We start from the raw sequence: 16560 nt of genomic DNA on the forward strand, positions 1-16560 counted from the left end.
ATAAGCGTTCATTCTCCTCTTGAAGTCGCTCTAGCTCTGGTATTTCTTCCCAAGTTTTCTTACGTTTACGTCCCATTTTAGGTACTCTTCCTCTTGTTTTCTCAATTCATATATTTAAACTTTATCTTCATAAGTCAATTTCATAATAAAACACCCCAAAAGGTAGATTGTTTCTGTCTAACTTTTGGGGTGTAGTTCAAAAAACTTCAAGAGTGTTTTCTTATAGATAAACTCAGACTAACCTAGCTCCTAATATCGCTGGTAACTAAAAAAGGAGTAAGACAGAACAAACGTTCTGCCTCACTCCCACAAGGATCAAACATCTACTACATCATGTAGGTATTTCGATGTTTGTTCAAATACTGGACAATTTTGTCCTAACATTTGCTTAGGCTGTTTTTTCTACACTAAGGATTTCAACAGAGTAGCTACCTGCTGGTGATTCGATGGCTACTTTATCTCCAACTTTCTTACCAATCAAGGCTTGAGCAATTGGGCTTTCATTTGAAATTTTACCTGAGAAAATATCAGCACCGGCTGCACCAACGATATGGTAAGTATCTTTGTCGCTTGTACCAACTTCTTGCACAACAACTGTTTTACCAATCGCAACTTCGTCATTAGCAACAGCATCACTATCAACGATTTCTGCGTAACGAATCTTTGTTTCAAGAATTTGAATTTGACCTTCAACAAAGGCTTGCTCATCTTTAGCCGCCTCATACTCAGAGTTTTCTGAAAGGTCACCATAAGAACGGGCAATCTTGATTCGTTCTACAACTTCTGGACGACGTACGAGTTTGTACTCCTCCAATTCTGCTTCAAGTTGTTCTTTTTCTGCTAGGGTCATTACATATGTTTTTTCTGCCATTTTTTCCTCTTTCCTGTTTTTTAGCCAGTTGGTTTAAAATCAAACTCAGTAGTTAGTTACGGAATTTTAATTAACCAATCAGACTATTTATCTTTTAGTTTGCTATTAATATAAGTTTCAACATTGTGCTGGTGCTCTTCATAGCTCTCAGCAAAATAGACATTACCAGTTGATACATCCGCCACAAAGTACATGTACTTGGTAGAAGATGGATTGATAACCGCTTCTATTGCCGACAGACTAGGACTATCTACAGGACCAGGCATCAACCCTTTATGAACATAATCATTATAAAGGGAGTCAATATTCGTATCAATCGTTGCATCTTCTTTCAAGGTCGTTTCTTGACCAAGTTTTCCAAGAGCATAAAGAACCGCGATATTACTTTGCAAGGCTATGTCTGAATCAAGACGATTATAGAAAACGCTAGCAATGTTTTTACGGTCATCGTCAGTTGCTCCCTCTTTTTCAACAAGAGAAGCTAAAGTCAAGATCTCATTAACATTGTGGTCACTTGATGAAATTGTTGCATAGTATGGTGATAGGTAGGTGTCCATCGTAGAGAGCATTTCCTCTGCCAAAGATTCCACCGTCGTATCGTCATGAATGTTATAAGTCGCTGGGAACAGATAACCCTCTAGGACATACTTAGCATCTGTATCCTTCGGAAGGTTTGCCAACAAGGCTGGGTACTTCGCTTTCATCTTAGTAAGAAAAACATCATCCTTCATAAGTTTCAAGAAGTCTTTTGCCTTAAGTCCAGTAGATGAATGTTTACCTTTTTTAGCTGATGAATTAACTTCAACCGCCTTGGCGATTTGCTCAATGGTGTATCCTTCTTTAACCAAGACTGTACCCAGAGATGGTTCCTGAGGCTTATCACTTCCTTTTTTCTGAAGTGCCTCAATAATTTCATCCATAGTCATACTAGGCTGAAGGTTATAGTAACCACTTTTTAGATTTGAAATGTTCTTAAACTTGGTATAGTAATTAAAGACTTTACCAGATTTAATGACACCAGCTGATTCCAACAACTGACCGATGTAACTGTTACCTGAATTTTCAGGAATTTCAACACTAATAAACTTAGTCGACTTGACATCTTTTGCACCAACTGCATCACTAACATATCGATAACCAAAGAATCCAGCTAATGATAAGATAAGAATCAATAAGACAATTATGTTTCTTGCAATTCGTCCTGCACGACGATTATTTTTATTGCGTTTTTGATTTCGATTGGAGCGTGAAATCGGTTCTTCGTTGATGATTTCGTCCTGTTTAACATCTTTTAGCGAGGACTCTTTCTTCTTCACTTTCTTACGTTTCTTTTTGTTAGCTTTTTCAGAGGCTGCTAAAGCAATACTCTCATCACTCTCATTGTCGTCAGTTACTAGGTCTGACTGAACCCTTACTGGTTCAGAGTGATTACTTGCTGTATGATGTTCCTGCAAAAATGCTTCTTTTTGACGTTCTGATGTCATCTTGGACACCAATTCTTTAGGATTCGTGTAGATAGATTCTTTAGCCTTAGCTTCAATGAGCTCCTTAGCAACATCTGCAGGAATATATTCTTCCTCTGATTCCGCGTTAAGACTAGTTTCCCAAACTGGACGTTTAAAACGACGTTTCAACATTTCAGTCTCCTGAGGAATAATTAAATTTTTCTCCTTATCAACTTGCTCTTTAGGACTTGATATTACGTTTGAATGGACATTAGGGGCTAAAGAATCAGCTTGAGAATTAGAAGACAAGTCAACACTATCTTGAAAATCTCGAGCCGTCTCAGAAGTCATAGTTTTAACTATAGCACTATGAGCAACAGAATGAGAACTCAAATTTTGGTTACTTACTTTATTTGACGCTGATCCAGAATCTATTGCATGGCTATCAGCTGACATTGAAAGTGGTGTCTCGGGCATAGTTGCACTTTTTTTATGCTCCTCCTCACGAAGAGAACGGAGCCGTGTCGCTTCTTGTAAATCTCGAAGAATCTGATTTTTAAAGCTTAGGCTATCTTCAGCAGATTCCGAGTGTTCATTATACTTGTCCGTCAAGGCATACCTCCTCTATAGTAACAAACGCCATTATATCTTAAAAAGTCAGTTAATGCAAATCAATTGGTTCTTTGTCACAGTAACGTAACACTGGCATTACTAGCCTTCTGGGTTCTCCCAGACCATATTATACCAAATGCTACCGCCATGGTTTGATTTGGATTCTCCTTCGTCAATGAAACCATTCATCTCATAGTAGGTAATCAGGTAATCATGACAAGTCAAACTAATCCCTTGACGTTTTTGAGCAATAGCTAGGTCTTTAAGAGCTGCAATCAAGGATGTTCCAACACCTTGCCCTTTAAAGTCTTTGGAGATAGATAAACTAGTAACTGCGATATAGCCTCCTTGACTAGCATTAGGAGCCACTTTATGGAACAGGTCATCTGTGAGATAACGTTCCGCAATCACAGGTCCTTCTATATAACCAGCTACAGTGCCATCAATTTCAGCAATTAGGAAGGTATCGCAAATTGTCTCTAAACGCTCTGCAATAGCCTCTGGTGTAGCAGCCTCTTCAGGCGAAAAATTATCTTGTTCGATACGAACAACATCAGTCCAATCATTCGTTCTAGCGTGTCGAATAATCATCTAAAATCCCTTTCTATCCAAGAGAAAGAGCTGAGCGAAATCGCTACAGCCCTTAATATATTACATGTGGTTTTGCAAGCTTGCTAGGAGCTCTTCAAATGAACGTTCATAAAGTTGGATGTCTCCAGCTCCCATAAAGACATAGACAGCATTGTCATGGTCAAGGAGAGGTGAAACATTTTCAACTGTCACCACTTTGGCAGGTTTATTGATTTTAGCGGCAAGATCTTCAACCTTTACATCACCGTGGTCAACTTCACGCGCAGAACCATAAATTTGTGCCAAATAGACAGCATCCGCTTCATTTAAAGCCTCAGCAAAGTCATCAAGAAGAGCAATGGTACGGGTAAAAGTATGTGGTTGGAAAATAGCAACAATCTCTTTAGATGGGTACTTTTGACGTGCTGCATCTAGCGTTGCAATAATTTCAGTTGGGTGGTGAGCAAAGTCATCGATGATAACAGTATCACTAATAACTTTCTCTGTGAAACGGCGTTTAACCCCAGAGAAAGTTTTTAGATGTTCAGCAACTAAGGCCATGTCAAAACCAGCTACATACAAGTTAGCAATAACCGCAGTTGCATTCAAGATATTGTGACGACCATAAGCTGGTACATGGAATTTCCCTATGATTTGTCCATCATGTTTCACATTGAAGTTAGACCCCGTCGTTGTACGAACAATCTCTGTTGCCATGAAGTCATCATTTTCTTCAAAGCCATAATAATAGATTGGTGCATTGGATGTAATTTTACGGAGGTTAGAATCCTCACCGTAAACAAAGAGCCCTTTTTGTACTTGCTTTGCATAATCATCGAATGCTGAGAAAACATCATCAATACTTGTAAAGTAATCTGGATGGTCAAAGTCAATGTTAGTGATAATTGAGTAAGCAGGATGGTACGGCATGAAATGACGTTCATATTCATCTGCTTCAAAGACAAAGTATTGCGCATTGGCTGAACCACGTCCTGTTCCATCACCGATAACGTATGACGTATCTGTGATGTTTTTCATAGCGTGTGACAAGAGTCCTGTCGTAGAGGTCTTACCATGTGCACCGGCCACACCAAAGCTAGTGAACTGATTCATGAAATGACCCAAAAATTCATGGTAACGCTTGAACTTATAACCATTTTTAATGGCATAAGCAATTTCAACGTTGTTATCTTCACGAAAAGCATTCCCAGCAATTAATTCAACATCTTCAGTGATGTTTTTTTCATCGAAAGGAAGGATTGGAATACCCGCTTGCTCAAGACCACGTTGGGTGAAGTAGTATTTTTCCACATCGGAACCTTGAACCTTGTGTCCCATTTGATGGAGCATCAAGGCCAAAGCCGACATGCCAGATCCTTTAATTCCAATAAAATGATAAGTTTTTGACATAGTTTCTCCTTGCAATCAAACTGCGATTAATTTGCATCTTCTAAATGCGTCAAATTTAGTTCTTGAGCAATTCGGTGTTCACGGTGAGCTTGACGTTCTGGGTAATTATAAACCTGGCTACGTTTCAAGAAGTCATAGCTATTTTTCTTGACGTTCTTACGAGATGGGTTACTAGGTTGTTGATAAGTTGGAACCACTTCTGCCAAGATATAAGTATCTTGTTTCAGACGATTTGCCAAGTGATGGATTTTTGAGTGCTTCCCATTAGGTGCTAATGTTCTCTTAATAGCACTCACAGGAGCTTCCAAGATAGACGCCGTCACTGGCTCCTTATCCGTTGTTACAGCAACTGCCTCAACAGTAGCCTCAAAGCTTGGTTTATTTTCTACCTTAGGCTTAGCAGCTAGTGAACGGATATTCGTAGATTTAGTTGATTGAACTTCTTGACGTAGGTATTTTTGGCGTTTATCACGTACGTCACGCTTCGCCTTTTCACGGGCTTCTTCAGCATAAGTCATTCCATCCTCTTGTGTTTCAGCTCGGTTTGGAGCCTGCTTACGTTTATGAGCCTTAGCTGACAAGAATTCATGGTTCAGCAAGAAATCGTTATAGTCCTTATCCTGATAAGGACCACGGATATTAGTGATTAAATCTTCATTTTCATATAGACGCATAGAGATAGGTTCTTGCAAGCAAGATTCTCCGTCCGGAATCAGCGGAAATTGTCGTCTTTGGCGATGCATAAAAGACTTCCTTTCGTTTTCGAGATGATGCGTATCTTAATATAAACAATCGGGAATGGGGAGATACGTCTTGCAATATTCTATTATAGCCTAATTCAGAAGATTTGCCTAGTGCCATTTTATATTTTAGTATTCCAATATTAAATATAACAGATTAAGATATTGCAATACCAAGAATTTCTTTAATATCCTCAACTGTCATGCTAGCACGGCTTTCATTGCCATCTAATACTGTTGTAACGAGATTTTTCTTACCTTCTTGAAGCTCAAGAATCTTCTCTTCGATAGTACCTCTTGTAATCAAACGGAAAACTTCGACATTTTGTTCCTGACCGATACGATGAGCACGACTAATAGCCTGCATTTCCACTGCTGGATTCCACCAAAGGTCAATCAGAATAACTGTATCAGCACCAGTCAAGTTGAGCCCTACACCCCCTGCTTTTAAAGAAATCAAAAAGGCATCTCGACTCCCCTGATTAAAGGCTTTGGTCATCTCCTGACGACTATCAGATGGGGTCGACCCTGTTAGCTTATAAGAGGAAATACCTACCTCTTGTAAAAGTTCCTCTGTAATATCTAACATCCCACGAAATTGTGAAAAAATAAGGACACGATGGTCTGATTCCTTAATTTGACTAAGTAGGTCTCTAAGACTATCTAATTTCCCACTATCACCAGCGTAATCCATAAAGAGGGCTGGGGTATCACAAATTTGGCGTAAGCGGGTAATTCCTGACAAGATTTCCACCTTATGACGGTTGATTTCCTGATCACTTGCCGAAATTAATCCTTGTTGCATCTGTTGCAATTGTGCTAAATAGATAGCCTTTTGAGCATCTGACAATTCACTTTGGTGAGTAATTTCAATCAAATCTGGTAGATCAGGAAGAACCTCTTCTTTTTTACGTCTTAGAATAAAGGGAGAAATATACCTAGCCACTTCCTTAGGTGTTAACTTAAGGAAAGTTTTTTTAGCTGGTAAAAGTCCTGGTAGAATAATCTGGAAAATAGACCAAATCTCCAACAAATGATTTTCAATAGGCGTTCCAGATAGTGCTAAGCAATGTGGAACAGAAAAATCACGTAGATATTGGGCAATCTTTGTCTGTGTATTCTTCATGACCTGAGCCTCATCGAGAATGAGATAGTCATATTTGCCAGACTTATAAGCATCAAAATCCTGACGGAAGGAAGCGTAGCTTGTAATGATAATCTGGTGGTCTTCGGCAATGATGTCATCACGTTTTGGCTTGAGTCCATAAGAAACCGCTACATCTAACTGAGGAGCGAACTTTTTAAACTCATCCTGCCAATTGTAAATCAGGCTTGATGGTGACAAAACCAAAACTCGTTGTCCTTCTTCTAAATGTGCAGAGAGATAGGCAATAGTTTGCAAAGTTTTCCCCAACCCCATATCATCGGCTAAGATACCGCCAAAACCATAGTGATGCAACATAGATAGCCACTGAACACCTTTTTCCTGATAGGGACGAAGGCCAGCTTCTACCTTATAGGTTGGCAAATCAAAGGTCTCTGGCTTACTCAAATGTTGCGTTAAGAGTTGGAAATCTTTTGAAAAACGAACAGAATCACTTTCTGAAAGAGCATCCATCAATTGATAGGCAGTTAATTGATGGAGTTCTAGGTGACCTTTTCCTGAATAACGAGCTCTCAGAGTTTTGAGGCTCTCACTAATACGATGCGTCGCTTCGTCAAAAACAATCAACTGACCACTACGATTGATAAAATAGGGCGAGCTTTCCATCAAGGCTGCTAAAGCATGATCCACATCTTCATCGTCAAGGCTTGAAAAATCAAAGGAAATATCTAATAAATTTCCCTGACACTCTACCTGAACCTGTGGACTCTGCTCAACCCGTAAGTCACGTAACTCCTGTCCAATCAGAACCGTTCCTGCATTTCCAAAATCTGGTAGAGTATTTGTAAAGAAATCATAGAGCTCTTGACTGCTACTTAATCGTTTATATGACTGAAAATCAGGGGTGAATCCATGCTTAGACATCAAACGAAAAACAGCCTGCTCATGACGATAGTTACTAGTAAATCCTAAACGACTCAACTCTTGGCGATCATGTACCAAAAAACCATCAAAATCAAAGGCTAATGTAAGAACAATCTCACTATCACCTTTCAGATTAAAGCGAAATCTCGGTGTAAAATCCTTGATATTAAAAGCTTTTGGTGCCTTAACCGGCCCCATAGTCTTAAAATCAAAAAGACTAGCAGCCAAGATGGCTTGTTCATCGAGATTAAAGCTGACGTGCTTATTCAAATCGCTTCCGATTGGAAGAGAGCGTAAGCCAACCAAAAGTTTTTGTTGTTTTCTATTCAGACGATAAAAAACACCTTGATAGAAGAGAATACGATTATTAAAAAAGGCCTGACTATTCTTCTCAGAAACAGTCAATTCAATCATCTTGGGCTCGACACAAATATCAAACGAGAAGAGATTGGCATCAGCAGTCAAGTCCTCGACCAAAAGTTGGCGGTATTCAGTCCCTTCCCATTCAAACCTAAAGCCATCCAAATCTTGCATCCGTCTCAAACCTTCCTCAAAAAAACCGTAGGGGAGACAAAGGTGACGTGCATTATTCGGTAAAATAAAGTCTAAATTAGTCTTGGCTTCATCTGGAATCATCCGTCCTAGGTAGTTTAAAAATGCCTGTGAAGCCTGGTCAAATTGAATAAGTGATAGGAGTTCATAGTAGTTCTTACCTATCTGATAATAACCCTCAACCTCTACAAGTTTGAGAAAGGCAGGAATATCTCGAATAACATAAGAACGTTCATCTGGTAAGCGACGTAAACGTATGCTCCACCAAATCTCTGAACCAAAGGTAGACTCCTCTCCCTCTACCATCAAGCTATATCTAACGGTATCATCTTCATTTAGGGAAAGCCCTTCTAAAAATAAACCACCAAAAGAGTGACCTCGCTCTTGGCCCTGAGAGAGCTCTTGTTCCTCTTCCAGTTCTGCCAAGAGGCGCTGGCCTTCTTTATCATTTTTTAGATAATACTCAACCGCCGCCAAATGGGGACAATAGCCTTTTTGAGCGAAATAATCACAGTCACACGTGATTTCAGAATCATCGAGCGCATAAATTAAATGATGTTGGCCAACTGTCGTGTCCAACTGAGTTTCTGAGACCTGATGAATGGCAATTAGCCCCTTTTCAAAAAGTTTAATCCCCTCATTACGGACTCTACCCGGCATCAATTTCGCCATAGTATTCACCCCTATCTTATCCCTCTATTATAGCACAAAATTCTTATAAACTCGGCCTTCACCACGATAAAACAAAAAAAACACTCCCTAGGGAGTGTCGTCGATTATTATTCATAATCAAGTTTATCTGAGTGACCTGAACCATTACCTACATAGTAACCTGTCTTACAGTTGATACTAAAGAGATAAGTTCCATCTGGAAGGTACATGTTGTAGTAACCATTTCCGTTGATGATGTTGACTGGCTCAAGGATAAAGTTATCTCCTGAGAAGTACCCACGTGAGTGAGATGTTGCAATAATCTTATCAAGAACACCATTAGCCCAAGTCCAAGCTGGATTACTTGTATCCGCTACTACGTTTGCATTATAAGGCACACGAGAGCGATCACGTTGAAGGATAGATGGATTGTAATTTATGATGCCTCGTGTCACAACTGTTGAAGTTGCAGCTGTACCACCAGAAACTCCACCAGTCGCACTTGTTACACCTGAATTAGATGCTCCAGATGTGTTATCTCCCGAAGGAGTAGCAGTATTAACACTTTCAGAAGCTGTCGCTGCAGACGTTGCACTTGCAGCTTTAGCCTTTTCTTCAAGCTGTGTTTTACCGCCCTTAATAGCTTCTTGGATAGTACTATCAAGACTAGCATTGCCAGTATTTGTTACACGTTCTGAAAGATCATTAAAGTTTGCATCAGATTTAACTGAGATAGAGGCATTATAGCTACCGTCTACAAGAGCATCTGATTCATAATTACTATTGACTTTTTCAATAGCTTCGATTTGTTTCTTCAAGTTATCGTATTTGACCTTAGCTGCGTCATAATACTTGGTTTTTTCCAATTTTTTAAGTAGTTTTTCCAAGTCTGATAGCTTACCAAATTGATCATTAGCTAGTTTTGTCTGCTCATCATCTGTGAAGAAATTCTTATACATGTCTTCGAAGGCTTTATTATCAGAAGCTGATGCATCCTTGCTTGATGATGGTATTACTGCTGAAGAAGCAGTGCTTGTAGTTTTCGCAGATTGGCTATGTGTTCCTTTATAAAGAGCATAGCTACCACCAATTATAGCTAGAGCAAGAACCACGAGAGCAACGATAACAACACCCTTACGGCGATAAAGTGGAATATCACCATCAAAGAAACCTTTATGAGATTGAGAAATAGACCCTGAAGAGATTCTATCTTCTGCTGATGGACGATTAACTGTAATAGACACTTTTGGTATCGCTTTTGCTTCATCAGCTTTAACTCCTGTTACACCAGCAACTGTTGTGGCAATAGCTTCTAAGTCGATTGTTTCTGAGACTTCAACATCTTCCAACAGAGGTTTAGAGTCTTGTGGCTCAGAAGCCTTGTCATCAGCAGGTAAGGTACTTTCTGGTTCCGGATCATCAATATTGTCTACCATATCAGCGTTATCAACTTGTTGATTAGTTGATCTAGACGTTGCAGCAAGGGCTTCACCAAGATCGAATTTTTCTGCTTCTGACGTGATAAAACGATCAGCATTAGTTGATGTTATGATAGTTTCAGAGCTTTGACTTTCTGGTTTCACAGTGATTTCAGGTTCAACAGAAGCTTGAGTATCATCTTCCTTAGCGTCAGTTGTGTCCAAACCAAAAGTCATAGGTGTTACTGTTTCATCAGCAGTCGTTGAGTTGGTTGCCTCATTAGCCATTGATTGACCAATCAAACCTGAATCAGCAAATTCCTGACGTTGCTTTTGAATAAAGGCATCCAAGGGTGATGTATCGCCATCTGCTTCAATTTTCTTTGAAAATTTTTGTGAGGTAACTTCCTCACGATGTTGCTTAATATACTTATCCAAAATACTATCTGTTTCGGTTACACCAGCATTAATCTCAGCTTCTTTGCGGACAGCCTCACCGACTGTCATTTCCTTGGCATCTTGGAAATCTAACTCTTGGCTTTCTTCATAGCCATCTTGTGTTTTATCTTCTGACACGTTTAATTTACCTTTCTAGCCTCAGAACGGCGAACACGCTCTCCAAAATATTGATACAAATCAACGCGGAGGGTCCCGTTATAAAGCTTACGTTTTTTATCAGCTTTCATGCCGTATTTACTTTCAAATTGTTCATCACTGGTCAAGATAAACTTGCTCCACGTTTTAAGCGGCGCAAAAGTTTGACCCATTTCATTATACAAGATATCCACAGCCTTGTCATCCAACAAGCGCTCCCCATAAGGAGGATTTGAAATAATGACACCGTTGATTTTATCTGTTTTCAAGTCCTGTAAACGCATTTGTTTCAATTTAACAACATCTTCAAGACCAGCTTCGCGAGCATTAGCCTTAGCAATCTCAACCATACGGCTATCAATATCACAACCCATAATGTCTAATTCAACATCGTAATTTGCCTTGCTATCAGCTTCATCTCGTACTGACTGTACTAAATCTTTATCCACCCAATTCCATGCCTCAAAGGCAAAATCACGATTAAAACCTGGTGCGATATTCATTCCAATCATAGCAGCTTCAATACAAAATGTCCCTGAACCACAAGTTGGGTCAATCAAAGGTTTGTCAGGATACCAGTTACTAAGTTCAAGAATAGCAGCCGCCATATTTTCTTTAATAGGTGCCCCACCTTTATCAGTACGATAGCCACGCTTAAAGAGACTAGCACCTGTAGTATCAATTAAAACAGTAGCCTTATCCTTTAAGATTGAAACTTCAATTTTAAATTCCGCACCTGTTTCTTGAAGAGGCACTCCTTCCGGACGGTGGAAATACTTCTGTAATTTTTTAACAACAGCTTTTTTAGAAATCGCCTGAACAGACGGCTCATTATGGAGCTTTGATTTAACACATTTAGCTTTTGAAATTGGGAACTTTGCACCTAAGGGAAGATAATTTTCCCAGTCCAAGGCATAAACTCCTTGAAAAAGCTCCTCAAAAGTACGTGCCGGAAACTCTCCCACCACAATCTTGATACGGTCTGCAGCTCTCAACCAAAGGTTAGTTTCAGCAATTGCACGAACATCTCCTTGGAAACGCACCTTACCATTTTCAACTTGAGTCTCATACCCCAACTCACGTAGTTCTCGTCCAACCACAGCTTCAAGTCCGGCTGCAGCAGTTGCTACTAATGTAAATGTTTCTTTCATTGTTATCCTGTTACCTAATTATTACGAGTACAAACTCTCCTAAACTATAGCTTATTGTTCACTCTTGCCCTTAGTTGGTAGACGCAAAAGAGACGTTTCTTGCTAAAAGAAGGCTGAGACATTTGCCCCAGCCTCACCTATATGCAATTTTCTATAAGCCATGTTTTGTTCCAGAAGTGACTAGGTACCACTTCCTTCGATAATCATCTGTCTACTGCATAGCAGTCAGAATGGTCCGTTCGTTTCCAGCCATCCCATGCCCCTACCAAAGTTTGGGTTGCTAGCTTGAGGGGTTTACCGCGTTCCACTTTTTAGGTTTCCCTAAAAACTCCGTCACTGTGGCACTTTCAGAGCTACTAAAACCTATCCTAAGACTTAGCTAGTTCGCTCGCCGTAACTTGAAAATCAAGTCCCTAGGCTTATTGATTCACCTAGCACAAACACTACTGGCATCACAGCCAGTGCTAGCATGGACTTTCCTCATGGAAGACTAGCAACCATGCGATTATCCAAAAATTGCACAAAACCATTTTTATTCGACGATTTGTTTTCCAAAGACCTCTTTTTCCAAACGACTGATACGTTTTAAGATATCATAGTTTGAAGCCGAAGCAATATTGGCAGTAGCATATGGTGGTTCACTTGTCGCACTTGCATATGCGGGACGTCTTGCAGGAGCTGATGTCTCCTTGGCCTTCAGTTTTGCATTTTCTTCTTGCAATTCTTTAACTAGAGCAATGTAGACACCGTAATCTTTGATTACATCATCTAAAAACTCATCAACTTCTGTTTTATCGTATCCACGCATGCTTGTTTTAAATTCTTGTTCGTAGATTTTCTTGGGCGTTAAATTAATCTTAGCCATTATTCTTCTCCAATACTTATCTTATCTAACTTACTAATACTTTACAGTCCAATGCTTTCATGATACAGAAAAAAATATAAAAATGCAAGTTTAAAACTCAATTATGTCCTATTCCGACATGACTTCATTGAGGTCATCAAAAGTCAACCGAAATAAGGGATAATCGCTTGCATCTATTATCATATTGTAAAAATATTTCAAATTTGTTTCATTTTCAGGCTCATAAAATAAATAAGCTTGGTCTGTATTATCGATGAGAAACTGGTTAAATTGTTTGAACTGAGCTGGCGATTGATAAGCTGGAAAACTATACTTTACGAAATCAACTTGTTTAAAGGCTGCCAATTTTGCTTGGTTAGCTTCATTCCAATTCTGACCGTGTGTTTCAAATGGAAATAACGTCGCTAACTTCAAAGGATAGTCTTTCTGAAGTTCCTTAGCCACTTCTAGCGCCCAAAATTCAAAACCAAGGTTCCCAGTAAAAATCATCCAATCCACACCTTCATCTAAAAAACGTTTAAGGTCACGTTTGATTGCCTTCTTAATGATGTTTACCTTAGGGTCCTTGTCTTTAAAAACACCAAGTTCAAAGCTCTTATAGCCCGTTATGAGTAGTGATGTCATTTATTGTTTTCCTCCTTCATTTTATGGTATAATGAAGTAGTCTTTATGCATATCTTATTAAAGAAGAAGGGAAAGATATGGTAAACTATCCCCATCAGATATCTCGTAAGATAGCACAAGTACGTACTAAAAAATCTAATAGAGTTGACTTTGCCAATCGGGGGATGAACTTTGAATCTGCTATTAATGCGACTAATGATTACTATTTGTCGCGTGGCTTAGCTGTTATTCATAAGAAACCTACACCTGTTCAGATCGTCAAAGTTGATTATCCAAAACGCTCACGAGCAAAGATTGTAGAAGCTTACTTTAGGCAAGCCTCAACTACCGACTACTCTGGTGTTTATAAAGGATACTATATTGATTTTGAAGCCAAAGAGACACGGCAAAAGACATCTATGCCTATGAAAAACTTTCATGCGCATCAAATTGAGCACATGTCTCAGGTCATCAATCAAGATGGAATCTGCTTCGTGCTACTTCACTTTTCAACGCTTAAGGAAACCTACCTTCTGCCTGCCAAAGACTTGATCGCTTTTTATCGAATTGATAAGGGATCAAAATCAATGCCTCTTGATTATATCAAAAAAAGAGGTTATGCAATCGCAGAGGCAGCTTATCCTCAAGTTCCTTATTTAGAAATCATTGAAAAATTATTAGGTGGTAACACATAATGGCTAAATTTAATTTCAGCAACTTTAAAGAATCACTTAGCGGTTTAACTAAACGTACTAAAAACACACATGTTAAACGTTCAGATTCTTCTCGCTATAGCAAAGGAAAACGCTCATCTGCTTCAGATCAAAGTTTAGGATGGCGTATTGTAAAATACGGTTTTATTGGACTACTGACTTTCTTTGTAATCTGTGTCATTGCTGGTGGTGGACTCTTTGCTTACTATGTTAGCAGTGTTCCTAAACTTACCGAGAATAAGTTGCAATCAACAAACTCAAGTAAGATTTACGATGGTAATGGTAGTCTTATTGCTGACTTGGGGTCCGAAAAACGTGAAAGTGCATCAACAGATGAGATTCCTACAACCCTAGTCAATGCAATTACCTCTATCGAGGATAAGCGTTTCTTTACCCATCGCGGTATTGACGTTTATCGTATTATGGGAGCCGCTGTTAACAACCTTCGTCATAACAGCACTCAAGGGGGATCTACACTTGACCAACAGTTAATTAAGTTAGCTTACTTCTCAACTAACACCTCAGACCAAACCCTTAAACGTAAGTCACAAGAAATATGGTTATCTCTCCAAATGGAGCGTCAATATACTAAACAAGAAATCTTGACCTTCTACGTTAATAAGGTTTATATGGGTAATGGTTACTACGGTATGAAGACTGCAGCTAAGTCTTATTTTGGTAAAGAATTAGGTGACCTCTCAGTTGCCCAAGCAGCTCTTCTTGCTGGGATCCCACAAGCACCAACACAATATGATCCTTATACTAATCCGGATGCTGCTAAAGAACGTCGCAACACTGTTCTTAATGAAATGTATGAAGACAAAAATATTTCTAAAGAAGAGTACGAGCAAGCTAAAGCAACGGATGTATCAGATGGTCTTCTTCCACTCACAAAGAAAGCTAGCTACGAACCATACCTAGATAACTACATCAAACAAGTTGTTGAACAAGTCTCTACCGAAGCCAATGTTGATATCTACTCAGCTGGACTCGATGTCTATACAAATCTTGACCCTGATATTCAAAAATACATTTGGAATGTCTACAACTCAAATGATTATATTGCTTATCCTGATGACAAACTTCAAGTAGCTTCTACTATCATTGATGTTACCAATGGACATGTTGTTGCTCAATTGGGATCACGTCACCAAGACGAAAATATTGCCCTTGGTACAAACCAAGCTGTTCAAACTGACCGTGACTGGGGTTCTACAATGAAACCTATCACCGATTACGCACCTGCTATTGAAAAAAGGGTATATACTAACACCGGTACTACCGTTTATGATAACCCTTATAATTTCCCAGGTACTTCAACTCCGGTTTACGACTGGGATCACAAGTATTACGGAAGTATCTCTCTGACTTATGCGATTCAACAATCACGTAACACCACTGCGGTTAAAGCCCTTCAAGCGACTGGCTTGGAGTATGCTCAATCCTTTTTGAAAGATTTAGGTATTGAGTACCCAGAGATGTTCTATTCAAACGCTATCTCATCTTCAACAACATCATCAGATCCTAAATATGGTGCTTCAAGTGAGAAGATGGCGGCTGCCTATGCAGCCTTCGCCAATGGTGGTACTTACTACAAACCTTCCTACATTAAATCAATTAAATTTGAAGATGGTTCAACAAAATCATACGATTCTAAAGGTGTCAAGGCCATGTCGCCACAAACAGCTTATATGATGAATAGCATGTTGAAACAGGTTTTGACAGGTGGTACAGCGACTGAAGCTTATGTACCTGGCACCATCAATGCCGGTAAAACGGGTACATCTAACTACGGTGACGATGAGTACTATCAAGTACAAAAAGAAAGTGGCGTCTACGCTGATCTTATGGTTCCTGACGAAACGTTCGTTGGTTATAATACTAAATATGCAATGGCCATTTGGACAGGTTATAAAAACCGTAAAACTCCACTTTATGGCTCAGACCTAGATATCGCTAAACAAATCTACGGTCTAACAAGTAGCTACCTCAACCAGATGTATGGTGCAGGTTCTGAAGATTTCGATATGCCTAGTGGTGTTTACAACAATGGTAGTTACGTCTTCCTAACTGGTTCGTCAACGTCAAATGTTTATACCGGATCACTAGGAACATCTAGCTCATCATCAAGTTCGGATTATGGTAAAAGTAGTGACTCATCAAGTTCACAAGATAGTCAACAGTATGGCCCTGATGCATCAACAAATCCTTCAACATCGGGTTCTAACGGTGCTGAGCATTCAAATTCAAACACTTCTACAGTAGATGAGTAAAAGGAATTGAAAAGAGTTATCCATTGGATAGCTCTTTTTACAACCATAAATTTTAATGAAGCC

General features: G+C 39.3%; 12 protein-coding genes and 1 other RNA gene. 2 read left to right on the forward strand and 11 right to left on the reverse strand.

Going from position 1 to position 16560, the window contains the following annotated elements; translation table 11 throughout:
* Positions 1-388 precede the first annotated feature (388 nt).
* The 11 genes from greA to HMPREF9425_RS07915 all read right to left on the reverse strand — a co-directional run bounded on the left by greA (position 389) and on the right by HMPREF9425_RS07915 (position 13532).
* Entirely contained in the window at positions 389-871 is a 483-nt protein-coding gene (gene greA, locus HMPREF9425_RS07870) for a transcription elongation factor GreA (protein WP_003095077.1), read from the reverse strand.
* Between the two features lie 83 nt (positions 872-954).
* On the reverse strand, positions 955-2928 hold the full coding sequence (gene mltG / locus HMPREF9425_RS07875) for an endolytic transglycosylase MltG (RefSeq protein WP_003095145.1): 1974 nt from the start codon (positions 2926-2928) through the stop codon (positions 955-957).
* Positions 2929-3027: 99 nt separating this feature from the next.
* Complete coding sequence (locus tag HMPREF9425_RS07880; protein ID WP_003098043.1) at positions 3028-3519, reverse strand: GNAT family N-acetyltransferase; 492 nt, start codon at positions 3517-3519, stop codon at positions 3028-3030.
* Positions 3520-3579: 60 nt separating this feature from the next.
* The gene (gene murC, locus HMPREF9425_RS07885) at positions 3580-4908 is read right to left on the reverse strand and encodes a UDP-N-acetylmuramate--L-alanine ligase (RefSeq protein WP_003098045.1); all 1329 of its coding nucleotides are present in this window, start codon (positions 4906-4908) and stop codon (positions 3580-3582) included.
* Between the two features lie 26 nt (positions 4909-4934).
* On the reverse strand, positions 4935-5651 hold the full coding sequence (zapJ, locus tag HMPREF9425_RS07890; RefSeq protein ID WP_003098046.1) for a divisome accessory protein ZapJ: 717 nt from the start codon (positions 5649-5651) through the stop codon (positions 4935-4937).
* Positions 5652-5805: 154 nt separating this feature from the next.
* A complete protein-coding gene (locus tag HMPREF9425_RS07895) occupies positions 5806-8901 on the reverse strand; it encodes a pilus expression-regulating Snf2 family helicase (protein WP_037621588.1) in 3096 nt (1031 codons plus the stop codon).
* Between the two features lie 107 nt (positions 8902-9008).
* Positions 9009-10874, reverse strand: a complete 1866-nt coding sequence (locus HMPREF9425_RS07900; RefSeq protein WP_003098050.1) for a cell division site-positioning protein MapZ family protein — start codon at positions 10872-10874, stop codon at positions 9009-9011.
* A 2-nt stretch (positions 10875-10876) separates the two neighbouring features.
* The gene (locus HMPREF9425_RS07905; RefSeq protein WP_003098051.1) at positions 10877-12043 is read right to left on the reverse strand and encodes a THUMP domain-containing class I SAM-dependent RNA methyltransferase; all 1167 of its coding nucleotides are present in this window, start codon (positions 12041-12043) and stop codon (positions 10877-10879) included.
* Positions 12044-12192: 149 nt separating this feature from the next.
* Positions 12193-12560, reverse strand: an RNA gene (gene rnpB / locus HMPREF9425_RS09540) — RNase P RNA component class B.
* 15 nt (positions 12561-12575) lie between these two features.
* The gene (gene gpsB / locus HMPREF9425_RS07910) at positions 12576-12908 is read right to left on the reverse strand and encodes a cell division regulator GpsB (protein ID WP_003095155.1); all 333 of its coding nucleotides are present in this window, start codon (positions 12906-12908) and stop codon (positions 12576-12578) included.
* Between the two features lie 108 nt (positions 12909-13016).
* Positions 13017-13532, reverse strand: a complete 516-nt coding sequence (locus HMPREF9425_RS07915; protein ID WP_003095075.1) for an SLOG family protein — start codon at positions 13530-13532, stop codon at positions 13017-13019.
* A gap of 77 nt (positions 13533-13609) precedes the next feature.
* Between HMPREF9425_RS07915 and recU the strand changes: the two genes are divergently transcribed.
* Positions 13610-14206: a Holliday junction resolvase RecU gene (gene recU / locus HMPREF9425_RS07920; RefSeq protein WP_003098053.1), complete on the forward strand. Its 597-nt coding sequence runs from the start codon at positions 13610-13612 to the stop codon at positions 14204-14206.
* Positions 14206-16497, forward strand: a complete 2292-nt coding sequence (gene pbp1a / locus HMPREF9425_RS07925) for a penicillin-binding protein PBP1A (protein WP_003098055.1) — start codon at positions 14206-14208, stop codon at positions 16495-16497. Before recU ends, pbp1a begins: the two co-directional genes overlap by 1 nt.
* Positions 16498-16560: the final 63 nt, after the last annotated feature.

This window comes from Streptococcus vestibularis ATCC 49124 (assembly GCF_000188295.1).
Taxonomy (GTDB): domain Bacteria; phylum Bacillota; class Bacilli; order Lactobacillales; family Streptococcaceae; genus Streptococcus; species Streptococcus vestibularis.